Below are 21,464 nucleotides of genomic sequence, written 5' to 3' on the forward strand. Positions count from 1 at the left end.
CCGCCCCTCAGTCAGGCGTCCGCCAGCTTCGAGGGGCCGGCTGGCTCAACCGCCCTCCTGGTCAGGGTGTTGCTCGTCGAGTTCCGTGAAGAGGGTCAGTTGCAGGTGCCCGGGCGCGGCCAGCCGCGAGTTCAGCGAGTTCCACGGCGTACGGGTCGGCTCCGCGATCACCGTCGCACCCGACCGGGCCAGGGTCGCGGTGACCGCCGGTGCGTCGTCGACCTCAAGGGCGACCCGGATGTGTCCGGCGACCCGGCGGCCGACCTCAACCTCGTCGATGTACTCGGCGTGCCCGGGATCGGTGATCTCCAGGGTGGCCCGGCCGGCCTCCAGGATCGCGACCCGGCCGTCCGGCGAGGAGAAGGCGGCCCGCTCCGGCAGGCCCAGCACGTCGCGGTAGAACCGGAGGGCCTGGTCGTAGTCGTCGGCGGTGACCACCAGCCGGAGTTGCCGGACCGGAGAGGGCTCAGTCATCGCCCCAGTCTGGCACTCGATCCCGACTGACGGACACGCGGGCCAGCGAAGATAACCAACCGGACAGGAGCGATCACTTACAGTGCTTGAATGGCTTTTGTCCGGTTTAACCCGATGACTTCGGGGCGGGCACGCCGCCGGGCGGTCGCCGCGCTGGCCGTACTCGGTGGGGCGCTCGTCCTGGCGGTGGTCGTGGTCGACGCGGCGCCCGGGCCACGGCGGACCGCCGACCGGTCACCGGCGGACCTGCCCTGGCCGGCCCCGGCCACCCCGGAGATGTCGCCGAGCGCCGAGCCGACGCTGCCCGCGGCGCCGCCCCCGGCGGACCTGCCGGTGGTCGACTACGGCCCCGCACCGCGCGGCTTTCCCCGGGACCCGGCTCCGATGTCGACGGTACGGCTCGGTGAGGGACTCCGGCCGATCCGCCGGATCGCCGCGTACGACGCGCCGGGCGGCCGACCCCGGGCCTTCCTCACGCCCACCATCAGTGGAGTACCGGTGACGATGCCGATCGTGACGCGCCGGGCGGGTTGGACCGCCGTGCTGCTGCCGTCGGCGAACCGGACCATCGGCTGGGTGCCGGCCGGATCGTGGAGCACGGCGCAACTGCGCGACCTGGTCGTGGTGGCCCGGCGGACCCACCGGCTGCACTGGTACCGGGACGACCGGCTGGTCCGGTCCTGGCCGGTCAGCGTCGGCGCCTCGGCCACGCCGACACCACTGGGCCGGACCTTCATCCTCGGCCGGTCCACCCTGCCCGGCCGGGTATACGCGGACACCGAGGTCTTCGCGCTCGGTGCCGTACCCGAGGAACCGGACTCGGTGCCGTCCGGGCTGCGCGGCGCGCACATCGGGCTGCACGCCTGGTACGACGCCGCCCAGCTCGGCCGGAACAACAGCAACGGCTGCATCCGGATAGCCCGCAAGGCACAGGAACTGCTGCTCGCCGAGGTGCCCCCGGGCACCGAACTGCTGGTGCTCGACCGCTTCGCCGCACCCGTTCGGCTCTCCGGGGCCGGCCCGGTGCCCGTGGCCGCCCGCTGACCACTTCGGACCGTTCCGCCCGGTTGCCCCCGCCAACCACTCGGCACGCCGCCCATCGGCCGGTGCTAGGCTCCGGCGTCCTACGGATGGTTACCGAGACACCGGAACGGGGAGCGGGATGACTCGGATGCACCGTGGCGGAGCCGTGCTGGCTGCCGCCCTCACCCTGGTCGTACTGAGCGGCTGCACGATGCTTGGCTGGGACGGCGAGTCCGAGGCAGCGTCTCCGGAGTCGACGGCGATGCGGAACGCGACCGAGGCGATCAAACAGGCCCGCACGCTGCGCGCCACCTTCAAGACCACGCAGAGCGGTGGCACCATCGCCGGCGGAACCGTCACCGGGCAGGCCCAGGTGGAGACCGGGACCGGGATGGCGGTCTCCTGGAGCTACCGTACGGAGACCGGCTCGGGCGAGACCCAGACGATCGACGGTCGGCTGGTCGCGGTCGACGCCTCGGCGTACCTGACCTCCTCACAGTGGAAGCTGCCGGCGGGAAAGAAGTGGTTCGCGGTCTCCCCTGGCTGGCAGGCCACGCTGGACCAGCCGGTCGCGCCCGAGTGGTTCGTACTGGTGACCTCGCGGTTGCTCGACCCACGGTTCCTGCTCGACCAGGGCCTGCCCGAGGCGACCGGTGTGAAGGCCACGCCGGCGCCGGGCGAGCCGGAGGGCACCACCGGCTACACCGTGGACTGGCACTTCTCGCTGAACACCGTCGGACCGGAGCTGGCGGCCTGGGCGAAGCAGGTCGGGGACGCGGCCGTCCTCGACGTCTCGCTATATCTGGACGGGAGCGGCCGGCCGGTACGGCTGAAGGCCGGGTCTTCCACCCAGCTGATGATCTTCGACACCGAGGTCGCCTTCGACAGCTACGGCGCTCCGGTCGAGGTCGCCGCGCCCGCTCCGGCCCAGGTCGAGAAACCCTGAGCCCGGCGGCTCCAGGGCAGCGGCGAGGATTGCGCGGCGGGACGGTCTTCCCGAGCTGTCCCCGAGACGCCCTCCGGGGCGCCGGATCACCCTCCACGGTCCGGGCCCGTCACTGCGTCCCGGCCGCCGGGCTACAGGTCCCGGCGCATGCAGACCCGGGGCCACCGGTCCAGGCCGTGGCCAGCGGCTCCGGGACCTGCGCGAGCAGCGCGGCATGAGCCTGGAGCTGGTCGCCGAGCACCTGAACCGGGACCGGTCGGCACTCGGCCGCTAGGCTCGTTTTGGCTGTTTCGCATGCCCAAGCCCTACCCAGAGGTGGCCTACCTGGAGAGCCTGGCGGGCCAGATGTACTTCGAGCTGCCCAAAGCAGCAAAGTACGTCAGCGCGTACGATCGTCTTCGGGAGGCCGCACTCGGCCCACGCGAGTCGGCGCAGTTGATCAGGACGATCGCGGAGGATCTGGCATGAGTGACACCCTGCCAGCAGTGGCCTGGCACATCAGCACCCGTAGCGCAGACGTGGGTGGTAGCTGCGTCGAAGCAGGCCCAGTGCTCGACGGGTCGGGACGGGTGGCGCTGCGGCACAGCAAGGCACCCGACGCGGCGACCATCGTCTACACCCGAGCCGAGTGGGACGCCTTCGTCGCCGGAGTCAAGGACGGCGAGTTCGACTTCCACACCCCTGCTTGATCACTCTGACACTTCGACGTTCTGGTTCATCGGCTGAGCCGCGCGAGCGACCGGCTCGACGAATCGCAGGCCGCCGACCGCTCCGTGCGGGCCGGGCTCGACTCGGCCTACCGGATGCCAGGTCTTTGCCCGCCTTGGCAGCCGAGCGGACGCTGCCGAGCCAGGAGCGGCGCTATCGGCCGTCCACCGCGCATTTGTGGTGCCCTAAAGCGAAGGCGCCGGCGGCGAACGTGGCGGTCGCCGCCGTCGCCACTGCGGCACAGAGCAGCAACGTGGCGGTGTAACCGAAACGGCTGACCGCACCGCCGGCGAGGACTCCGGACAGCAGGGCGCCGCCAGTGCTCGCGTTGGCGAAAAGCGTCGTCGCTCGGCCGGCAGCTGGTGCCAGCAGGTCCTGAAAGTACCGGATGCCGGCGGCGCCGACCACCGCGATTGCGATGCCGCGGGCCGCCTGGCCGACCATCAGCAACGTCATGTCATGTGCCACGACGGTGAGACCGAAGTACACGATGAACGCCATCATGCCGGACAGGATGAGCGTCCGCTGACTGATCCAGGTCGGCAGCACGGCGAGAGCGAGGGCGGCAACGACCTCCACGATCGCGCACGCGCTGTACAGCACGCCGACCGTCGACGCCGCCTCGTGGAGCTCGCGCGTGACGAAAAGCGGAAGCGCCACCGATCCCGCATACATGGCTGTGAAGAACAACGTGACACTCGCGGTCAGCAGAATCAGTGCGGCAGGTGGCGTTGGATTGTCGGGACGAGGAGCACGATTCTGCTCGTTCTGCTGCTCGAGAGCGTCCTGCGGTGCCGGCACGGCTGTCGCGACCAGCAAGGCGATCACCGCCAGAATGACGGCCGCCGCCCGCAGGATCGCCGTGAATCCGTCCACGCCAGAAGAGCCGCTCCAATCAGCGGCCCGATCGCCCACGCGAGCGACGAGACCGAGCGCAGCAAGGGGGCGGAACGCTGACCCTCGCGGCCGTCGCCGAGGATCACTCGGGCCATACTCAGCAGTTGTGGGAAGGCCGCTGCTTTGCAGCCCACCAGCGTCGCGGCGACGATGATCAGGAGTACGAACGACCGTGTCCACGTGAACAGGGCCAACCCCAGTCCGCCCAGGACGGTCACGGCGACGGCGTAGGAGCGCCGCGGTCTGCGGTCGAACCGCCGGCCGAGGAGCCAGCTGACGGCAATGCCGCCAACGGCCGGTGCGGAGGCGAGGGCCCCGACCTGCTCCGGGCTCAGTTTGACCTCGTCCGATGCGAACAGCACGAGGTACGAGCCGACCATCGAGTTCGCGATGCCCAGCAGAAGGATCGCGGTGGCCAACGACACGAAGGTGCGTCGTAACGGCGGGGCGGGTGAGGCCGCCTCCGACCGGGTCAGTGCGTCGTTCGCCATGCTCCGTCTCTCACGCCGTACTCCGCAACCCACGTCGTTGCCCGGTCGCCGGTCAACCAATGCCCCGGATGGTGTCTCGGCAATCCTCGTCCGCGCTCGACGTGCTGGGTTACAGGCGGTGTTCGGATGCCAGCGTCGGGGGCGCGTGTCGGCGCCCAGATGTGGCGCTTGCCGGAGTACAGGTTGGTAGCGCGGCCGACACCCTTCGATGATCTCTGAGGTCGGTCCACATCACCAGGTGATCTATCCCGGACGGCCGCCGTCACCCGGAGCGACACTCGTGTCATTGACTGTGGTGGATTGCCGCGTGTTCTGGGCAGCCCTCTCGGCGTCAACAGAGCCAGTCGAGCACCTCGTCATTGGTGACGACCTGGCCGAACCGCGGCAGGACCACCGTCAACGCGTGCTCATGCTCGGTCGCCGTCATGCCGGTCATTGCGTCGGCGGCGAAGGTGACCTCGAACCCGTGATCAGACGCAGCGCACGGTCGACTCGACCCCCATCGTCGTCGCAATACCGGCCATGACCACTGTGTCCACCCCGCGCGCCCGCAGCCGGTCGGCCAAATCTGTGCCACAGGACGCGCCAATGGTGGCTTCACCACGGCGATGTCGTCGGCGGTGAAGAACTGGGAAGCGCCTGCGCCGGGTATCCGGGGCGACCCAGGTGAGGACGTCCACCACCCACCCCGACCAGCGGGCAGGCACCCTGGATATATCAAGATCAGCGAGACTTGATATATACTTCCAGACGTGAGTGATCACGCGGAGGAGGCGCACAGCATGTCCCGGACCATCCTCGACATCGATGACGAACTACTCGCCGAGGCCGCGAAGATCTTCGGCACGACCACAAAGAAAGCCACTGTCAACGCCGCACTGCAAGCGGCGGTCAACCGGGAGAAACGCCGCGAGTTCGCCGATTGGCTCAAAAATGGCGGGTTGCCTGGCCTGACCGGCCCAACCGGCTCGGCCAGGCCCGACGCGGCGTGAGCCGCGAGCGCTACCTGGTGGACAAGTCCGCACTAGCCCGCTGGCCCAAGCCAGCCGTGGCGCCCGTGCTGGACGAACTCTCGGACCGGGGCCTGTTGGCAGTTTGCGGAGCGGTGGAGATTGAAGTGATTCACAGCGCTCGTACGGCAACAGATGCGCAGCGCGCCCGTTGGCTGCTCCGCGGCTTCGACTGGCTGGCGACGCCAGACGAGGTGTGGGACCGGGCGATTGAGGTGCAGATCCAGGCACTCCGGAAGGGCAACCACCGCGCCCTGTCAATGGCCGATCTCCTCATCGCCGCGACGGCCGAACGGCACGGCGCCATCGTCCTGCACTACGACGGTGACTACGACATGATCGCCGCCATCACCGGCCAGGCCACGGTCTGGGTTACCGAGCCTGGCACGGCTGATTGATCATCTGCACCTCCACGGTCAGCCGACCTTCGTCTCCGTGCCGACCTCGTCGGTGCGGGGTACGCCGGTCCGGCCACACCGGTCATCGTCCGCGACCGCCACGGGTACCGACTCGTCGTCAGTTGGTCCGGTCCGCCGCCCGGCGCTGGTAGTGCCGGGAGACGCGGGCGCGGTTGCCACAGGACGCCTTGCACCACTCCTGACGCGGGTGCCCCTTGACGAAGTAGCGCACACAGCGGGGCGCCGGGCAGGCGGCCAGCCGGTCCCGGGCCGGGCTGGTCAGGAACTCGATCGCGGCCCGGGCCAGCCCCGCGACCAGGCGTACCCGGGCATCGGCCGGTTCCCCTGACCAGGCGAGGGTTGGAGCCGCCTGGTCCGGCCAGCTCAGTACCGGCCGGACCGGCCATCGCCCGGCGGCCTGGTTGAGCTGGTCGACAGCGTCCTGCGGTGGAAGCAGCGCGGAGGAGTCCGCCCGGCTCGGCGGCCCGGGGCGGACAGCCTGGGCGAAGAGGGTACGCACGGCGCGACGCAGTCCGACCACCTCAAGCCGGAGCCGCTCGTCGGCCTGATCCCCGGCCGGGTCGGGACTGCCGGCGTACTCGCGCAGTGGCTCCGCCTGCTGCCGGAGCCAGGCGTGCAGGCCGGCGATGTCGGCGAGGTCGTCCGCGACGCCGCCGTTGCCGTCGTGCCGGATGGTGCCAGCGAGGGCGAGCGCGAGTTGCTGGGTCATCGGCGTCTCCTCTGCTCCCGGCTTGTCCGGGCGGCTGAGCCCAGGGTAGCTTCCCTAATGGTTATAACGCGAGCAACCATTAGGGGGATCTGAGTGCTCGTCATCGCCCACCTCAGCGACACACACCTGGACAGCCATCCGCGGTCGGCCGAGCGGACCGCCCGGGTGATGGACTACCTGCACGCCCTGCCCCGACCGGTCGACGCAATCCTGGTCACCGGAGACATCGCCGACCACGGTGAGGTGGCCGAATACGAGACTGCCGCCAAGCTCCTCGACTCGCCGCTGCCGGTGCTGACCTGCCCCGGCAACCACGACGTGCGGGACGCGTACCGGAAGGGTCTGCTCGGCGACTCGCGCGGCGGGACCGGCCCGATCAACAGCCGGCACGACGTGGCCGGTGCCGTCTTCCTGCTCGCCGACTCGTCGGTGCCCGGCCGGGACGACGGGCACCTCGACGCGGAGACCATGGGCTGGCTCGCCGACGAGTTGGACGCCACTCCGGCCGGAGCGCCGGTCTTCGTCGCCTTCCACCACCCACCGGTCGCCCTGCACCATCCGGTGATCGACCCGATGCGACTGCTGCCGGCCGAGCCGCTGGCCGCGCTGCTCGCCACCCATCCGCAGGTCGTCGCGGTGCTGACCGGGCACTTCCACACCTCCGCCGCGAGCACCTTCGCCGGCCGACCGCTCCGGATCGCCCCGGGGGTCGTCTCCACGCTCCGGCTGCCGTGGGAGGGCGACGGGCCACTGGTCGACCTGGCCCAGCCGCCCGGGGTGGCGTTCCACGTCTACGACGACGCCGGGTTGCTGACCACGCACTACCGGGTGGTGGTCTGAGCCGTGCACGGCATCGCCGTACTCGGCTTCCTGGCCGCCGTCGCGCCGATCACCGCGACCCCGGGCACCAGCCTGGCCCTGGTCGTCTCACGGGTCGCCGCCGGCGGGCGCCGGCAGGGTTGGTGGGTGATCCTGGGTACCCTCACCGGCCTCTACGTGCACGCGATGCTCGCCGCCGTCGGGCTGGCCGCGCTCGTGCTCCGCTCGTCCCAGGCGTTTCTGCTGGTCAAGCTGCTTGGGGCCGGCTATCTGGTCGGCCTCGGGGCGTGGCTGCTCTGGTCGACGACCCGCCGCTGGTCACGGGCAGAGCGGTCGCCTCGATCCCGTACCGCAGCCGGACCGAGCACGGCAAACGGACCGAGCACGGCAGACGGACCGAGCACGGTGGACGGACCGAGCACGGTGGACGGACCGTCGGCGGCCCGGGCCCGGCGGTTGCCGTGGCGGGGACACCATCCCTACCTCCAGGGGCTTCTCGGCAACGTGCTCAACCCGAAGGCCGCGGCCATCTACCTGACCCTCGCCCCGCAGTTCCTCGACGTCGACGGTCCGGTGCTCATCCCGATGCTGGTACTCGGCACGGCGCACGCGCTGCTCGTCGGCTGCTGGCTCGCCGGCTGGACCGCGATCTCGGGCGCGGCCGCCCGACTGCTGCGCACCGTACGGGTCCGCCGGGCGCTCGACCGGGCGAGCGGCGTGACCCTGGTCGGCCTCGGTGTCCGTACGGCGGTGAGCTGAGACCGCACCGCACCGGCTCTCGCGGTCGAGCGTGACACCGGGCGCCGCCCTATGTAGAGTTCCGCGCATGGGTAGTGAGGTGCGAGTGACCACCGCCGTGGCGCGGGTACTCGCCGCGTTCCTCGAAGACGCGACGACAGACCGCTACGGACTGGACCTGATCGGCACGACCGGGCTGCCCAGCGGCACCCTTTATCCGATCCTGGTCCGGCTGCAACGGGCCGGCTGGGTCGACTCGGCCTGGGAGGAGATCGACCCGGTCGAGGCGGGCCGGCCCGCGCGGCGCTACTACCGGCTCACCCCGGACGGTCTGGCCCGGGCCCGCACCGAACTGGCCCTGCTGCACCAGCAGCTCGGCGGCACCGCCCAGCCGACCAGCTCGAAACCGAGGCCGGCATGAACCGGCCAGTCGACCAGGGCGAGCCGCAGAGCGACGGAGAACGGCCGACCGGCGCGGGCGAACCGGAGACCGGACAGCAGCCGCCAGCCGCCCCGGGTGGATCCGCGACCGGCGGCAGGGGCGTGCCGGTGATCGCCGATGCCCTGCTCCGGATCGCCGCGCGGCGCTGGCCCGCCGAGTTGCGGATGCTGCCGGAGTGGCGCGCCGAACTGGCGGCGATCCGCGCCGAGCCGGGCGCCGGCCCGGTGAACCGGGCCGTCCGGCAACTGCGGTTCGCGGTCAGCCTCGCCGGCTCGCCACCGGCCGAGGACGGGCACGGCGTACCGCGCGGCTGGCGGGAGGTGCTGCCCGGTGCCGGCAGGGCCCTGCAACCGGTGCTGGCGCTGCTCGGCGCGATGCTGCTCTGCCAGGTGCTGATCGGCGCACTCCAGATGGTGGGCACGACCGTGTTGACGCTGACCCGGGGATACCCGGGCGGCGCCGGCCCGGGTTCCCCCGGCATCGACTGGGCCGGCAACGTCGCCTCGGTCGCCGGTCTCGCGACAGGGGCCGCGTTCGCCGGTTGGCTCGGCGGATGGCTGGGCCGGCGACTGCCGGTGGACCAGGCCCGGCACATCCGGCTCGGCGTGGCCGTCCCTGCGGTGCTGGCCCCGCTGCTGATGGCAGCCGGGGCGGTGGCCCTGCACCTGGTCACACACTCCACTCCGGAACCGCAGCCGGGCGTCACCGTGCTGGTCTCCGAGCCGATACCGGCACTACTGCTCTGGGGCGTCCTCGTCGCACCGCTCGGCGGGGCGGCCGCCCGGCTCGTCCATCGTGGACGGCGCCGGATGGCGGCACTGCTCGCCGTCGGGGGCGGACTGCTCGCGCTCGAACTGGTCGCGGTGCTCGCCGGCTGGCACGCGGCGGTGGCGGAGAACCTGAGTTTCGGTACCGCACCATGGTGGTTCCCGCTCAGCCTGCTTGACCCGCACGGCAGCGGGGTCCGGTTCGGCCGGGTCTCGCAGGGCTACGTGGCGTCGGAGATGGTCGTGATGATCGTCGCGAACACCATGCGCCCGCTGCTCGCCTGCACCGCGTTCGGACTCTGCTACGGCATGGCGGCGGCCCGGACCCGCCGGACCGTTCCGACGGCCGACGCGGCAGACCCGGCCGACGCAGCAGACCCGGCAAGCGCAGCGGACCCGGCCAGCGCAGCCGGCACCGCCGATCCGGCAACCGCGGTCGGCGCGCCCAGCGGCCGGACGCCGATCGGCCGGCGGTCGGGCTGGAGCCGGGCCGGTGCCGGGCTCCGCCGCTTCGGCGTGGCGGTCGCGGCGGTCGGGCTGGGCCTGTGGGCGTACGCGGCGACGGTCCTCACACCGGGGCTCTCCGAGGTGGCGGCGGTCGACGAGGTGCAGAGCTGGGAACTGCACCTGTGGGCCCAGGAGCTGCGCCAGGCCGGGATCGTGTTCGCCGTACTCGGGCTGCTGGTGGTGTCCGCCGCCCGTGGCCCGGTACTGCTGCCCGGGCTGGGCACCGCCGCGCTGCTGCTCGCCGTCGACTCGGTACTCGACGCCGCCGACCTCGCCCGGCCGGGCCTGCTGCCCGCGGCCTTCGGCGTCGGTGTGGCGGTGCTGTCGCTTGGCTGGTGGCTCGGCGGCGCCCTCGCCCGCCGGACCGAACGGGGTGACCGGGCGGCTGTTCCGGAACACGTCGTACGGCGGCGGCTCGCCTGGGCGGCCGCGGTGGCCGCGTGGTGTGCTCCGGCGCTGCTGTTCCGGGCGAACTGGTCGGGCGAGCTGACCCCGCCCGGGTACCCGATCGGGACCGCACTCACCGCCGCCGCGTTCGCGGCGCTGGCCGGGACGACCGCGCTCGCCGTACGCGAGAATCGGCTGCCGGTCGCGGTCGCCGCTCCCCTGGTCGGGGTGCCGGTGCTGCTGATGGCCGCCCTCGGCGCACTCGTCGGCGGCGCCGTCGACGAGGTCAGCTTCGCCTCCGCGCTCGGACCGGCCCTGCTGACCGTCGCGCTCGCCACCATGGTCCTCCGGCGGCGCCCCGGAGCCGCCTGGCGGTGGGCCGCCCTCGGCGCCGGCGCGGTGCTACTCGGCCTGCCGTCGGCGTACGCGCAACTCGCCCTCGCCCCGCTGCTCGGCGACCCGTTGCAGCGCGCCGCGGACTACGGCCGGCCGGTCGACGGGCTGCCCTACCTGACCGGCGCGGTACTGCTCGCCGCCGTGCTGGCCGTGGTGATCGCCATCCGGGTGGCGCCGGGCCGACCGACCCCGACGATTCCTGGCCCCGGCCCGAACCCGCCCGACGACGATGCAGGGGTCTGCACCGGCACGGGACCTGGGAAGGTGCATGCGCCTGCCGATTTGGCCGGCAGCCTCGACCCCACCGGCCGCGGCGCAACGTCGTCACCGTCACCCTGGCGGGGCGACGCCAGCTCCACCGGCTGGGCCGGCGGCTGACCCGGGTCCGGGACGACCGGCGCCGGTGAGCCGTCGCCAGAGGAAGCGCAGCATCAGCGCCCACTTGAAGGCCAGCTGCGCGTTGTCGGCGGCGGCGCCGTGCCCGCCCTCGATGTTCTCGTAGTAGGAGACGTCGTAGCCGTACCCGCGCATCCGGGCGGCCATCTTGCGGGCGTGGCCCGGATGCACCCGGTCGTCCCGGGACGAGGTGACGAGCAGGACCGGCGGATAGGACCGCCCCGGCCGGATGTTGTGGTACGGCGAGTACTCGCGCAGGAACGCCCAGTCGGCCTCGTCGTCCGGGTCGCCGTACTCGGCCATCCAGGAGGCGCCGGCCAGCAGCAGGTGGTAGCGGCGCATGTCGAAGAGCGGCACCCGGGCCACCACCGCGCCGAACAACTCCGGAAACCGGGTCAGCATCACCCCCATCAGCAGACCACCGTTGCTGCCGCCCTCGATGCCGAGCCGCGCCGGCACGGTGATGCCCCGGTCCACCAGGTCGGTCGCCACGGCGGCGAAGTCCTCGTACGCCCGGAGCCGGTTCTCCCGCAGCGCCGCCCGGTGCCAGCGCGGGCCGAACTCGCCGCCGCCCCGGATGTTGGCGACCGCGTAACTGCCGCCCCTGGCCAGCCAGCCCCGCCCGATGATCCCGCTGTAGCTCGGCGTCCAGGCCATCTCGAAGCCGCCGTAGCCGGTCAGCAGGGTGGGTCCGGTCGACGGCTCCCCCGCCGGGCCGACCAGGAAGTACGGCACCCGGGTCCCGTCGGCGGACCGGGCGTGCAGTTGCCGGACCGCCATCCCGGCCGGGTCGAAGAACGCCGGGTCCCGCTTCAAGGTCTCGGCCGGCCCGCCGACCGTGCCGTGGTGCAGTGCGGTCGGCGCCAGGAAGTCGGTGCTGGCCAGCAGGTACTCGTCGGTGTACTCCGGATTGGTGTCGACGATGACCACGTGCCGCTCCTGCGTCGGCACCGCCGCCGGCAACGGTCGCCGGTGCCAGCCGTCCGCGCCGGGCGTGAGGACCTCGATCCGGCCGCGGACGTCGACCAGGCTGCTCAGGATCAGGTGGGACCGGGTCCAGGCGTGCCGGCCGGGCGCGCTGTCCGGGCCGGGCGCGAAGACCACGGTCAGGTCGCGCTCACCGGCGAGGAACCGGTCCAGCCGGGTGACCAGGATCGTGCCGGCGGCGTACGTCCGGCCGCCGACCGCCCAGTCCGAGCGGAGCGCGATCAGCAGCCATTCCCGGTGTACGTCGGTTTCGGCGTCCTCCGGCACGTCGATCCGGACCAGTTCGCCGTCGACGGTGCGCAGGAACTCCTCCCGACGGAAGAAGTCCAGCCGGCGGCCGAGGAAGTCACGGACGAAGCCCGGCGTCGGATCGTGCACCGCGTAGACCGAGACGTCGTCGTCCCGGCCCTGGTAGACGACGGTGGCCTCGGCCAGCGGGGTACCCCGGCGCCAGCGCTTGACGATCCGGGGATAGCCGGAGGCGGTCAGCGATCCGGGGCCGAAGTCGGTGCCGACGTAGATGTGGTCGGCGTCGATCCAGCTGACGTCGCTCTTCGCCTCCGGCAGGGCGAAGCCGTCGGGTACGAAGGCCCGGGTCGTCAGGTCGAACTCGCGGACCACGCTGGCGTCCGAGCCGCCCCGGGCCAGCCTGATCAGGCAACGCCGGTGCCCGGGCCGCGCCACGATCGCGCCCTGCCAGGTCCACGGCTCGCCCTCGGTGGCGGCAAGCGCGTCGACGTCGAGCAGCACCTCCCAGCTCGGCTCCGTCCGGCGGTACTCGTCGAGCGTGGTACGCCGCCACAGCCCCCGGGGGTGGGCCTCGTCCTTCCAGAGGTTGTAGAGGTAGGTTCCGTCCCAATGCACGAACGGCACCCGGTCCGCGGCGTCCAACACCTGACGCAGCTGCGCGTTCAGCGTGTCGAACGCGGGGTCGTCGGCCAGCGCGGCTCGGATCTCCGCGTTGCGGGCCCGTACCCAGGCGGTCACCTCGGGGCCGGAGAGCGCCTCCAGCCAGCGGAATTCGTCGTGGAGATCCGGGGACACGCAGGGTTCCTACCACAGAAGGTGAACAATGTTTCCGCTCAGTCAGATGGCGGATTGAACTTCCGGACGCCGAAAAACGATCTAACTAAGGTGGGACGTTCCTTACACCTCGGCCGCGCTGTACTGGTGGTGCTGTTGCTCGGTGCGGTGGTGGTGCTGGCCGGGCCGCCGGCACCGGCGGTGGCGCACGCCGCGGTGGTCGACACGGTGCCGCAGCAGCAGGCCGTCCTCGGCTTCTCCCCCACCGAGGTCACGATCACCTTCAGCGAACCGGTGGCCCTGGTGCCGGGCCGGTCCCAGGTGCTGGCCCCGGACGGCAAGCGGATCAACGACGGGGACCCGAGCGTCCGGGACGCCACGCTGCGGATCCCGATCCGGGTCGCCGACCGGCCGCTCGGCACGTACCTGGTCAGCTACCGGGTGATCTCCGCCGACAGCCACCCGGTCGCCGGCAGCTACACCTTCGCGGTCGGCGCCGCGTCGGCCAGCCCGCCCGAACCGGCCGACGAGGCGGTACGCCTCGACGTCCAGGTCGCGGTGCCGGTGACCAGGTACCTCGGGTATGCCGGGCTCGTCCTGCTGATCGGTCCGGCGCTGCTGCTCGGGCTGCTCTGGCCGCGCCGGCTGTCCCGCCGGGGCGCCGTGCGGCTGGTCCGGATCGGGCTGCTGCTGGTCGCGGCCGGCACCCTGGCCGGGTTCTGGGCGCAGGCGCCCTACACCAGCGGTGCCGGGCTGCTGGACGTCTCCGCCACCGAACTGCGGCAGGTGCTCGGCTCGGACTTCGGGCTGGCGCTCGCCGCCAGGCTGGGCATCCTGGCGCTGGTCGCCGCCCTGCTGCCGCCGGTGCTGGCCGGTCGGGCCGGTCGGGTCCGGGTCGGACTGCTGGTCGCGCTCGGGCTGGCGGGTCTGGCCACCTGGCCGCTGGCCGGACACGCCGCCGCCTCCCCCACCCCGCTGGCCAGCGGCATCGCCGGTGTCGTACACCTGGCCGCGATGTCGGTCTGGCTCGGCGGGCTGGTGACCCTGGTCGGCTTCCCGCTGCGGACCGCCCACCCCCGGGTGCTGGCGGCCATCCTGCCCGTCTGGTCCCGCTGGGCGGGCATCGCCGTGCTCTGGCTGGTCGCCGGTGGTGTGGTGCAGGCGGTGGTCGAGGTCGGCACACCGGGGGCGCTCTTCGGCACCGGCTACGGACGGCTGGTACTGGTGAAGGTGGCGCTGCTGGCCCTGCTGCTCGGCGCCGCCGGGTACGCCCGCCGCCTGGTCGGCCGCCGGGTGACCGCCACCGCAGCCGCCGGGGCGGCGGTCGCCGGGCGGCGGCGGTTGCGCCGGACGGTCGGCCTGGAGGTGCTGGTCGGCCTGGTCGTGCTCGGGGTCAGCTCGGTGCTGGTACAGACGACTCCGGGACGCAACGCCGGGATCGAGGCCGAGATCGCCGCCTCGGACACCTTCGCCCAGACCCTCAGCTCACCGCTCTACACCCTCCAGTTCGACGTCTACCCGGTGCAGCTCGGGCCGCACAACACCGTGCACGCCTACGTCTACACCCCGGACGGCAAGCCGCTGCCGGCGGTGGAGTGGACGCTGACCGCCGCGCTGCCGGCGCAGGGTGTCGAGCCGACCGACACCCCGATGCTGGGCATCGAGCCGCACCACGCGGTCGGGGCGGTGAACTTCCCGATCCCCGGCGACTGGGAGTTGCGGTTCACCGTCCGCACCTCGGAGTTCGACCAGGCCACGGTGCGCACCGTCGTACGGGTGCGCTGAGCGGCGCGGGTCAGGGCTCGACGCGGCCCGGGTCAGGGCTCGACCAGGCCGGCCCGGATGGCGTACCGGGTGAGGTCTATTCGGTCCCGCATGCCGAGTTTGGCCAGGATGTTGGCGCGGTGCCGGTCGACCGTCTTCACGCTTATCACCAGCGCCTCGGCGATCTCCTTGGCCGAATTGCCCTCGGCGATCAGCTTTATGATCTCCTCCTCGCGGGGCGTCAGAATGCTCTCCGGCAGCTTCTCGCCCTGCCGGGCCCGGTGCAGGTAGTCCCGGATCAGCGCGGTGATCGCACCCGGGTAGAGAAACGGCTCGCCGCGCATCGCCGCCCGGCACGCCTCCAGCAGGTCCCGGTCGGCGACCGACTTGAGCACGTAGCCGGAGGCCCCGGCCCGAAGCGCCTCGAAGAAGTACTGCTCGTTGTCGTGCATGGACAGCATCAGGATCCGTACCCCGGGCGCTCGCCGGGAGATCTCCCGGGCCGCCTGGAGGCCGGTCAACCTCGGCATCGCGATGTCCAGGATGACCAGGTCGACCTCGGTGCGCCGGACCGCCTCCACCGCCTCCGCCCCGTCGGCGGCCTCGGCCACCACCCGCAGGTCGGGCTCGGCGTCGAGGATCAGCCGCAGGCCCCGCCGGACCAGCGCGTGGTCGTCCGCCAGCAGGATGCGGGTCTTCGTCGTGGACACGCTCACGCCCCCCTCTCCCCCGGTCCGCAGGCCGGCACGGTGAGCCGGACCTCGGTGCCGGCGCCGGCTGTGGCGGTGATGGTCAACCGGGCCCCGATCAACAGCGCCCGCTCCCGCATCCCCCGAATGCCGGCGCCTTCCTCGCGTACCTCGCCGAGGCCGTCGTCGGCGACCCGTAGCACCACCGTGCCGGCCCCGGCCCGCAGCGACAGTTCGACCCGGCCGGCCCGGGCGTGTCGGGCCACGTTGGTCAGGCTCTCCTGGGCGATCCGGTAGATCACCAGCTCCTTTTCCGCACTCAGCGCAGGCAGGTCCGGTGTTGATCGCCGCACTACCGGCACCCCACTGACCTGGGAAAACTCGGTCGCCAGCGCGTTGAGTGCGCTGAGTAGCCCGAGGTCGGTCAGGACGTCCGGCCGGAGCCGCCGGGCCACCCGTCCCACGTCGTCGAGGCTCTCCCGCAGCGTCTCCTGCACCGCGTGCAACTCCTCGCGCAGTTCGGCCGGGGCCCGGTCGACCGCCCGTTTGAGTCCCAGCAGCACCACCGTGAGGCTCTGCCCGATCTCGTCGTGCAGTTCCCGGGCGATCCGCTGCCGCTCCCCCTCCTGCGCGGCGAGCGCGTGCGCGCTGCTGGCGCTGCGCTCGGCCTCCAGCCGGTCGAGCATCGCGTTGAAGGTCTCGATCAGGTTGGTCAGGTCACCGTTGCCGGCGTCCACCAGCCGATCCCCGGATCGCAGCAGGTCGACCCGGCGCATCAACATGGTCAGCGCGTCCAGCGGGGCCAGGCTGGCCCGCAGCAGCAGGGCGTTCACCGCCAGGATCAGCGCCAGCCCGACGGTCAGCACCGGGATCTCGGCCAGCAGCACCGGTGAGGATACGGTGGCCGGGGAGAGTGCCAGCACCAGCGTGCCGATCGTGAAGACCAGGCCGTTGAGCAGGAACAGCCGCCGGAACAGCGCCTGGGCCGGGGCGCGGCGACCGGGGCGGCCGGACTGCCCCGGGGCGTCCGGTCCGGGCTCCCCTGTCCGGTCGGTGGTGTCGGTCACCCTGCCAGCCTCGCCCGTGAGCTACCGGTTTGTCCATCTGGTCGGGCACCCACCGCGGCCGGGCCGACGGGTCAGCACCGTGGGTGACCTGCATGTCCCACCCCACCACAGATGGGTGTCCGACCCGATGGTCGGGTGGGCCGCTTCCGGCGAATTCTTGATACCGGAACCGGCGGCCAAACCCGAGACCGAGACCGGAACCGGCATCCGAGCCCCTGCGACCGAGCCTACGAGCACGGCCGGCGTACGGGACGGCGCCGCCACGCCGCCCCTACCCCGAGCGAGGCCCTAAGTGGATATCACCCGGACCACAGTTCCCGGCGTCGGCGTCGTGAACCACTTCCTGACCCGGGGCGGGCAACGTTTCGGCGTACTGCTGGACCAGAGCGGCCTACGGTCCCTGCTGATCTACGGACCGGACGATCCGGACGTACCGGTGGAGCGGATCACGCTGGAACAGGACGAGGCCGACCAATTCGCGGAGGTGCTGCACACCGCCCCGATCGCCGACCGGCTCGCCAACCTGGAGCGCCGCCTCGCCGAGCTGCACGGCGGATCCGCGTGATCGCGGTACGCACCCGCGGCCGCATCGCCGGCCAGGCCCCCCGGCGCCCGGAGAACCCGTCGTCGCAGGAGGGCTATGTTGTCGAAGAGTCCTTCGGGATTGTCGGAGAATCCCTCAAGCCCTACCGTTGCGGCGCGACGGCCAACGTTGGTCCGCGCCCGGGGAGATGGTGGAATGCAGGCGCAGCAGATCGCCGCGGTGGTGCCGACGGTGACCGTCCACGATTCGGTGGCCCGCGCGGTCCGGCTGATGGCCCTGCGCCGGCTGCCCGGAATGATCGTGGTGGACGACCGCGGCAGACCAAAGACCGTGCTCCCCGGCACCCAGGTGCTCCGGATGGCGGTGCCGAGGGCGTACCGGGAGGATGCGGTGCTGGCCCGGACCATCGACGAGGCCCGCGCCGACCTCTTCTGGGAGGAACTGGACAACCTGACCGTGGGCGACTGTCTGTTCCGGGAACCGGACCGGGTCACGACCGTCGGCCTGGACGGAACGCTGCTGGAGGTCGCCGCACTGATGGCTCGCCAGCGCAGCCCGCTGGTGGCCGTGGTCGACGGCGCCGGGGTACTGGTCGGGGCGATCACCCTGGACCGGGTACTCGCCGAGTTCGCGGTGGTGGACTCGGACACCTGACCCCGGCCGGGCCGGCCGCCGCGCGTCGTGCGGCGGACGGTTGCCCCGGCACCGCGCCGCCGGGTGGCACCTCCCGACCGGAGTTCGTGCGATGAGCGCCCTGGCGGCGCTCGTCATCTTCGTGGTGGCGTTCTTCTTCATCGCCACCGAGAAGGTGGACAAGGTCAAGGTGGTGCTGATCGCCGCCGCCGCGATGCTGGTGTTCGGCTTCGCGCCGGGGGCGGACGTCTACTTCTCCGAGCACGAGGGAATCGACTGGAAAGTCATCTTCCTGCTGCTCGGGATGATGATCATCGTAGGCGTGCTGAAACAGACGGGTCTCTTCGACTACCTGGCGATCTGGGCCGCCAAGAAGTCGTCCGGCCGGCCGTACCGGCTGATGGTGATGCTGATGCTGATCACCGCCATCGCCTCGCCGTTCCTGGACAACGTCACGACGATCATGCTGGTCGCCCCGGTCACCGTGGTGGTCTGCAACCGGCTGCACATTCCGGCGCAGCCGTACCTGATCGCCGAGATCCTCGCCTCCAACATCGGCGGTGCCGCGACCCTCATCGGTGACCCGCCCAACATCATCATCGGCAGCCGCGCCGGGTTGACCTTCACGGACTTCCTGGTGCACATGGCCCCGGTGGTCGTGGTGATCTTCGCGGTCTTCGTCGTCTTCACCCGGGTGCTGTTCCGCAAGTCGTTCAAGTACAACCCGGAACACGTCGAGGCGGTACTGGCACTGCAGGAGCGCCGGGCGATCACCGACGTACGGCTACTGGTCCGCTGCCTGGTCGTCCTCGGCCTGGTGGTGGTCGCCTTCGGGCTGCACTCGGTCCTGCACATCGACCCGTCGGTGGTGGCGATGGTCGGCGCCGGCGTGATGCTGATGGTGTCCAAGATGGACGTGTCCGAGGTGCTCGACGAGGTCGAGTGGCCGACCCTGGTCTTCTTCGTGGGCCTGTTCGTGATGGTCGCCGGCCTGGTGCACACCGGCGTGATCACCACGTTCGGCGGGTGGGTGATCGACCAGGTCGACGGCGACTTCTTCGCCGCCGCGACCGCGCTGCTCTTCGGCTCGGCGGTGCTCGGTGCCTTCTTCGACAACATCCCGTACGTCGCCACCATGGCTCCGGTGGTGGAGGGGCTGGTGGCCGAGGCGCCCGACCCGACCACCGGGCAGGCACTGTGGTGGGCCTTCGCCCTCGGCGCGGACTTCGGCGGCAACGGCACGGCGGTCGCCGCCAGCGCCAACGTGGTGGCGATCGGCATAGCCGCCCGTACCGGCCACCGGATCTCGTTCTGGCAGTTCACCCGGTACGGCATCATCGTCACGCTGCTGAGTACCGTGCTCGCCTGGGTCTACGTCTGGCTGCGGTACTTCATGTGATACCGGTCCGGCCCGGCGCGGAAGCGGTGCGCTCCGCGCCGGGTTGCCGGATCAGTGGCCCCGGGCCAGCCACTCGTCGAGATGCGGTGCCTCGGCACCGATGGTGGTACTCGGTCCGTGCCCGGTGTGCACCACCGTCTCCGGCGGCAGGCTCAACAGCCGCTGCCGGATCGACTCGACGATCGTGCCGAAGTCGCTGAACGACCGACCGGTCGCCCCGGGGCCACCCTGGAACAGGGTGTCGCCGGTGAAGACCGCCCCGAGACCGGGCACGTACAGCGAACAGGCCCCGGGGCTGTGGCCGGGGGTGTGCCGGACCTCCAGCGTGACCCCGGCCACCTCGATCGACTGCCCGTCCCGCAGTTCCCCGCCGGGCGGCACCCCCGGGTGCACCATGTCCCAGAGCACCCGGTCCGCCGGGTGCAGCAGTACCCGCGCACCGGTCGCCTCGGCCAGCTCCGGCGCGACCCGCACGTGGTCGTCGTGGGCGTGCGTGGCCAGGATGGCGAGTACCCGCCGGTCGCCGACCGCGGCCAGGATCGCGCCCACGTCGTGCGGCGCGTCGATCACCACGCACTCGGCGTCGTCGCCGACCACCCAGAGATTGTTGTCCACCTCGAAGGTCTGGCCGTCGAGCGAGAAGGTACCCGAGGTGACCGCGTGGTCGATGCGGACCGCCATCAGAGGATCACCACCGATCGCAGCACGTCGCCCTGGCCCATCTTGTCGAACGCGGCCTCCACCTGGTCGAGGGCGATCTCCTCGGTGACGAACGCGTCCAGGTCGAGCCGGCCCTGAAGGTAGAGCGAGGTCAGCATCGGGAAGTCCCGGTCCGGCAGGCAGTCGCCGTACCAGCTCGACTTGAGCGCGCCGCCCCGGCCGAAGACGTCGAGCAACGGCAGGTCGGGAACCTTCATCTCCGGGGTGGGCACCCCGACCAGCACGACCGTGCCGGCCAGGTCGCGGGCGTAGAACGCCTGCTTCCAGGTCTCCGGCCGCCCGACCGCCTCGATCACCACGTCCGCGCCGAATCCGCCGGTCAGCTCCCGGATCGCCGCCACCGGGTCGGTCTCGCTGGCGTTGACGGTGTGCGTCGCGCCGAATCCCCTGGCCCAGTCCAGCTTTCGCGGGTCGGTGTCGACCGCGATGATCGTGGTCGCGCCGGCCAGCGCCGCGCCGGCCACGGCGCCGTCGCCGACTCCGCCGCAGCCGATGACCGCGACCGAGTCGCCCCGGGTCACGCCGCCGGTGTTCACCGCCGCGCCGAGGCCGGCCATCACACCGCAGCCGAGCAGCCCGACGGCGGCTGGCCGGGCGGCCGGGTCGACCCTGGTGCACTGCCCGGCGTGTACCAGGGTCTTCTCCACGAAGGCGCCGATCCCGAGCGCCGGGGAGAGTTCGGTGCCGTCGGTCAGGGTCATCTTCTGCCCGGCGTTGTGGGTGGCAAAGCAGTACCACGGCCTGCCGCGCCGGCACGCCCGGCAGGTGCCGCAGACCGCCCGCCAGTTGAGCACCACGAAGTCGCCCGGCTCGACGTCGGTCACCCCGGCACCAACCTGCTCGACGATTCCGGCGGCCTCGTGCCCGAGCAGGAACGGGAAGTCGTCGTTGATGCCACCCTCGCGGTAGTGCAGGTCGGTGTGGCACACGCCGCAGGCCTGCACCCGCACCACGGCCTCGCCGGGGCCGGGATCCGGTACGACGATGGTGGTGACCTCGACCGGCGCACCCTTGGCCCTGGCAATGACCCCGCGCACTTCCTGGCTCACGCTGCCTCCTCAAGATCTCGGTCCCGCACCAGGAAGTCTGGCAGGCCACGGCCTCCTTCGCACCGGCCGGCAACCACCGTAATTCGGGACGACCGTCGCGGTCGGGCCGATCCGGGACGGCGAGTTCGCCGCCCTGCTGCCTTCCCGGACCGGACTCCGGGGCCCGGCGTCCCGTCCGACGCCGGGTGTCCGGTTTTTGGTCATGATCGCCGTCGGTGGCGGGGCCGGATCGCGGAACACCGGGCCGCCGGCCATGGTTATACCCGGCGTACGTCCGCAGCAGCACGCCCCGGCGGGGCCGCCCGCAGGGGTGTTGTGCTGTGGGGCTTTGGTTTTCCCCCCGAGTTTCTTCGGGTTTCTTTCCTTTCGACCTGCCCGTCTGTCGGGTGGTGTCGTACCCCCGGAATGGAAGGCGACCATCATGACTTTCGTCAACCGATGGCTCCCGGCCATCACCGAG

Annotated in this window: 24 protein-coding genes; 14 read left to right on the plus strand and 10 right to left on the minus strand. The window is 71.8% G+C overall.

Features of this window, described 5'->3' with window-relative positions; all coding sequences use genetic code 11:
• Positions 1-45: 45 nt before the first annotated feature.
• The gene (locus ABNF97_RS13035) at positions 46-474 is read right to left on the minus strand and encodes a VOC family protein (RefSeq protein ID WP_349338671.1); all 429 of its coding nucleotides are present in this window, start codon (positions 472-474) and stop codon (positions 46-48) included.
• A gap of 90 nt (positions 475-564) precedes the next feature.
• On the opposite strand from ABNF97_RS13035, the gene ABNF97_RS13040 reads away from it, so the two are divergent.
• The 4 genes from ABNF97_RS13040 (at position 565) to ABNF97_RS13055 (ending at position 3,132) form a co-directional block, all read left to right on the plus strand.
• Positions 565-1,518, plus strand: coding sequence for a L,D-transpeptidase (locus ABNF97_RS13040; protein ID WP_349338672.1), 954 nt, complete (start codon positions 565-567; stop codon positions 1,516-1,518).
• A gap of 118 nt (positions 1,519-1,636) precedes the next feature.
• Entirely contained in the window at positions 1,637-2,443 is an 807-nt protein-coding gene (locus ABNF97_RS13045; protein WP_349338673.1) for a hypothetical protein, read from the plus strand.
• Between the two features lie 294 nt (positions 2,444-2,737).
• Positions 2,738-2,911, plus strand: a complete 174-nt coding sequence (locus ABNF97_RS34160; protein ID WP_502930481.1) for a Scr1 family TA system antitoxin-like transcriptional regulator — start codon at positions 2,738-2,740, stop codon at positions 2,909-2,911.
• Positions 2,908-3,132: a DUF397 domain-containing protein gene (locus tag ABNF97_RS13055; RefSeq protein ID WP_130460933.1), complete on the plus strand. Its 225-nt coding sequence runs from the start codon at positions 2,908-2,910 to the stop codon at positions 3,130-3,132. Before ABNF97_RS34160 ends, ABNF97_RS13055 begins: the two co-directional genes overlap by 4 nt.
• Positions 3,133-3,304: 172 nt before the next feature.
• Here the strand turns inward: ABNF97_RS13055 and ABNF97_RS13060 are convergent, their stop codons facing one another.
• The 3 genes from ABNF97_RS13060 to ABNF97_RS13070 form a co-directional block, all read right to left on the minus strand.
• A complete protein-coding gene (locus tag ABNF97_RS13060) occupies positions 3,305-4,027 on the minus strand; it encodes an MFS transporter (RefSeq protein WP_349338675.1) in 723 nt (240 codons plus the stop codon).
• Positions 3,976-4,539, minus strand: a complete 564-nt coding sequence (locus ABNF97_RS13065; RefSeq protein ID WP_349338676.1) for an MFS transporter — start codon at positions 4,537-4,539, stop codon at positions 3,976-3,978. The genes ABNF97_RS13060 and ABNF97_RS13065 overlap by 52 nt, the downstream gene beginning before the upstream one ends.
• Positions 4,540-5,009: 470 nt before the next feature.
• Positions 5,010-5,318: an isochorismatase family protein gene (locus ABNF97_RS13070; protein ID WP_349338677.1), complete on the minus strand. Its 309-nt coding sequence runs from the start codon at positions 5,316-5,318 to the stop codon at positions 5,010-5,012.
• A gap of 3 nt (positions 5,319-5,321) precedes the next feature.
• Here ABNF97_RS13070 and ABNF97_RS13075 point away from each other — a divergent pair, with 3 nt between their 5' ends.
• Entirely contained in the window at positions 5,322-5,531 is a 210-nt protein-coding gene (locus ABNF97_RS13075) for a type II toxin-antitoxin system VapB family antitoxin (RefSeq protein ID WP_349338678.1), read from the plus strand.
• Entirely contained in the window at positions 5,528-5,947 is a 420-nt protein-coding gene (locus ABNF97_RS13080; protein ID WP_130460935.1) for a PIN domain-containing protein, read from the plus strand. Before ABNF97_RS13075 ends, ABNF97_RS13080 begins: the two co-directional genes overlap by 4 nt.
• 118 nt (positions 5,948-6,065) lie before the next feature.
• On the opposite strand, the gene ABNF97_RS13085 is transcribed toward ABNF97_RS13080, so the two are convergent.
• Positions 6,066-6,677 carry a CGNR zinc finger domain-containing protein gene (locus ABNF97_RS13085; protein WP_349338679.1) on the minus strand — a complete coding sequence of 204 codons (612 nt, stop codon included), beginning with the start codon at positions 6,675-6,677 and terminating at the stop codon, positions 6,066-6,068.
• Between the two features lie 93 nt (positions 6,678-6,770).
• Here ABNF97_RS13085 and ABNF97_RS13090 point away from each other — a divergent pair, with 93 nt between their 5' ends.
• The 4 genes from ABNF97_RS13090 (at position 6,771) to ABNF97_RS13105 (ending at position 11,111) form a co-directional block, all read left to right on the plus strand.
• Positions 6,771-7,517 (plus strand): metallophosphoesterase, encoded by a 747-nt coding sequence (locus ABNF97_RS13090; RefSeq protein WP_130460937.1) that lies wholly within the window; start codon positions 6,771-6,773, stop codon positions 7,515-7,517.
• Positions 7,518-7,520: 3 nt separating this feature from the next.
• Positions 7,521-8,255 (plus strand): LysE family translocator, encoded by a 735-nt coding sequence (locus ABNF97_RS13095; RefSeq protein ID WP_349338680.1) that lies wholly within the window; start codon positions 7,521-7,523, stop codon positions 8,253-8,255.
• Positions 8,256-8,322: 67 nt separating this feature from the next.
• Positions 8,323-8,655 carry a helix-turn-helix transcriptional regulator gene (locus ABNF97_RS13100; RefSeq protein WP_207230404.1) on the plus strand — a complete coding sequence of 111 codons (333 nt, stop codon included), beginning with the start codon at positions 8,323-8,325 and terminating at the stop codon, positions 8,653-8,655.
• Positions 8,652-11,111: a hypothetical protein gene (locus ABNF97_RS13105; RefSeq protein ID WP_349338681.1), complete on the plus strand. Its 2,460-nt coding sequence runs from the start codon at positions 8,652-8,654 to the stop codon at positions 11,109-11,111. Before ABNF97_RS13100 ends, ABNF97_RS13105 begins: the two co-directional genes overlap by 4 nt.
• Here the strand turns inward: ABNF97_RS13105 and ABNF97_RS13110 are convergent.
• On the minus strand, positions 11,064-13,160 hold the full coding sequence (locus tag ABNF97_RS13110) for a prolyl oligopeptidase family serine peptidase (RefSeq protein ID WP_349338682.1): 2,097 nt from the start codon (positions 13,158-13,160) through the stop codon (positions 11,064-11,066). The two genes, ABNF97_RS13105 and ABNF97_RS13110, sit on opposite strands and share 48 nt — an antisense overlap.
• Positions 13,161-13,250: 90 nt before the next feature.
• Between ABNF97_RS13110 and ABNF97_RS13115 the strand changes: the two genes are divergently transcribed.
• On the plus strand, positions 13,251-14,924 hold the full coding sequence (locus ABNF97_RS13115) for a copper resistance CopC/CopD family protein (RefSeq protein WP_349338683.1): 1,674 nt from the start codon (positions 13,251-13,253) through the stop codon (positions 14,922-14,924).
• Between the two features lie 32 nt (positions 14,925-14,956).
• On the opposite strand, the gene ABNF97_RS13120 is transcribed toward ABNF97_RS13115, so the two are convergent.
• On the minus strand, positions 14,957-15,619 hold the full coding sequence (locus tag ABNF97_RS13120) for a response regulator (protein WP_207230406.1): 663 nt from the start codon (positions 15,617-15,619) through the stop codon (positions 14,957-14,959).
• Entirely contained in the window at positions 15,616-16,659 is a 1,044-nt protein-coding gene (locus ABNF97_RS13125; protein WP_349338684.1) for a sensor histidine kinase, read from the minus strand. The genes ABNF97_RS13120 and ABNF97_RS13125 overlap by 4 nt, the downstream gene beginning before the upstream one ends.
• A gap of 292 nt (positions 16,660-16,951) precedes the next feature.
• Here ABNF97_RS13125 and ABNF97_RS13130 point away from each other — a divergent pair, with 292 nt between their 5' ends.
• The 3 genes from ABNF97_RS13130 (at position 16,952) to ABNF97_RS13140 (ending at position 19,235) form a co-directional block, all read left to right on the plus strand.
• The gene (locus ABNF97_RS13130; RefSeq protein ID WP_349338685.1) at positions 16,952-17,224 is read left to right on the plus strand and encodes a cation:proton antiporter regulatory subunit; all 273 of its coding nucleotides are present in this window, start codon (positions 16,952-16,954) and stop codon (positions 17,222-17,224) included.
• A 174-nt stretch (positions 17,225-17,398) separates the two neighbouring features.
• On the plus strand, positions 17,399-17,857 hold the full coding sequence (locus tag ABNF97_RS13135; protein WP_349338686.1) for a CBS domain-containing protein: 459 nt from the start codon (positions 17,399-17,401) through the stop codon (positions 17,855-17,857).
• Between the two features lie 91 nt (positions 17,858-17,948).
• Positions 17,949-19,235 (plus strand): ArsB/NhaD family transporter, encoded by a 1,287-nt coding sequence (locus ABNF97_RS13140; protein ID WP_349338687.1) that lies wholly within the window; start codon positions 17,949-17,951, stop codon positions 19,233-19,235.
• A gap of 51 nt (positions 19,236-19,286) precedes the next feature.
• Here ABNF97_RS13140 and ABNF97_RS13145 read toward each other — a convergent pair whose 3' ends face one another.
• Positions 19,287-19,916, minus strand: a complete 630-nt coding sequence (locus ABNF97_RS13145) for an MBL fold metallo-hydrolase (protein ID WP_349338688.1) — start codon at positions 19,914-19,916, stop codon at positions 19,287-19,289.
• Positions 19,916-21,004 (minus strand): S-(hydroxymethyl)mycothiol dehydrogenase, encoded by a 1,089-nt coding sequence (locus tag ABNF97_RS13150; protein ID WP_130460945.1) that lies wholly within the window; start codon positions 21,002-21,004, stop codon positions 19,916-19,918. The genes ABNF97_RS13145 and ABNF97_RS13150 overlap by 1 nt, the downstream gene beginning before the upstream one ends.
• Positions 21,005-21,464: the final 460 nt, after the last annotated feature.

It is taken from the genome of Plantactinospora sp. B6F1 (assembly GCF_040120695.1).
Lineage (GTDB): Bacteria > Actinomycetota > Actinomycetes > Mycobacteriales > Micromonosporaceae > Plantactinospora.

Excerpts from the sequence above, each read along its gene's own strand:
- ABNF97_RS13045 (WP_349338673.1), top strand. The coding sequence starts at position 1,637 with ATGACTCGGATGCACCGTGGCGGAGCCGTGCTGGCTGCCGCCCTCACC.
- ABNF97_RS13105 (WP_349338681.1), top strand. The coding sequence starts at position 8,652 with ATGAACCGGCCAGTCGACCAGGGCGAGCCGCAGAGCGACGGAGAACGG.
- ABNF97_RS13135 (WP_349338686.1), top strand. The coding sequence starts at position 17,399 with ATGCAGGCGCAGCAGATCGCCGCGGTGGTGCCGACGGTGACCGTCCAC.
- ABNF97_RS13075 (WP_349338678.1), top strand. The coding sequence starts at position 5,322 with ATGTCCCGGACCATCCTCGACATCGATGACGAACTACTCGCCGAGGCC.
- ABNF97_RS13040 (WP_349338672.1), top strand. The coding sequence starts at position 565 with ATGGCTTTTGTCCGGTTTAACCCGATGACTTCGGGGCGGGCACGCCGC.
- ABNF97_RS13140 (WP_349338687.1), top strand. The coding sequence starts at position 17,949 with ATGAGCGCCCTGGCGGCGCTCGTCATCTTCGTGGTGGCGTTCTTCTTC.
- ABNF97_RS13145 (WP_349338688.1), bottom strand. The coding sequence starts at position 19,916 with ATGGCGGTCCGCATCGACCACGCGGTCACCTCGGGTACCTTCTCGCTC.
- ABNF97_RS34160 (WP_502930481.1), top strand. The coding sequence starts at position 2,738 with ATGCCCAAGCCCTACCCAGAGGTGGCCTACCTGGAGAGCCTGGCGGGC.
- ABNF97_RS13065 (WP_349338676.1), bottom strand. The coding sequence starts at position 4,539 with ATGGCGAACGACGCACTGACCCGGTCGGAGGCGGCCTCACCCGCCCCG.
- ABNF97_RS13035 (WP_349338671.1), bottom strand. The coding sequence starts at position 474 with ATGACTGAGCCCTCTCCGGTCCGGCAACTCCGGCTGGTGGTCACCGCC.
- ABNF97_RS13100 (WP_207230404.1), top strand. The coding sequence starts at position 8,323 with ATGGGTAGTGAGGTGCGAGTGACCACCGCCGTGGCGCGGGTACTCGCC.
- ABNF97_RS13085 (WP_349338679.1), bottom strand. The coding sequence starts at position 6,677 with ATGACCCAGCAACTCGCGCTCGCCCTCGCTGGCACCATCCGGCACGAC.
- ABNF97_RS13055 (WP_130460933.1), top strand. The coding sequence starts at position 2,908 with ATGAGTGACACCCTGCCAGCAGTGGCCTGGCACATCAGCACCCGTAGC.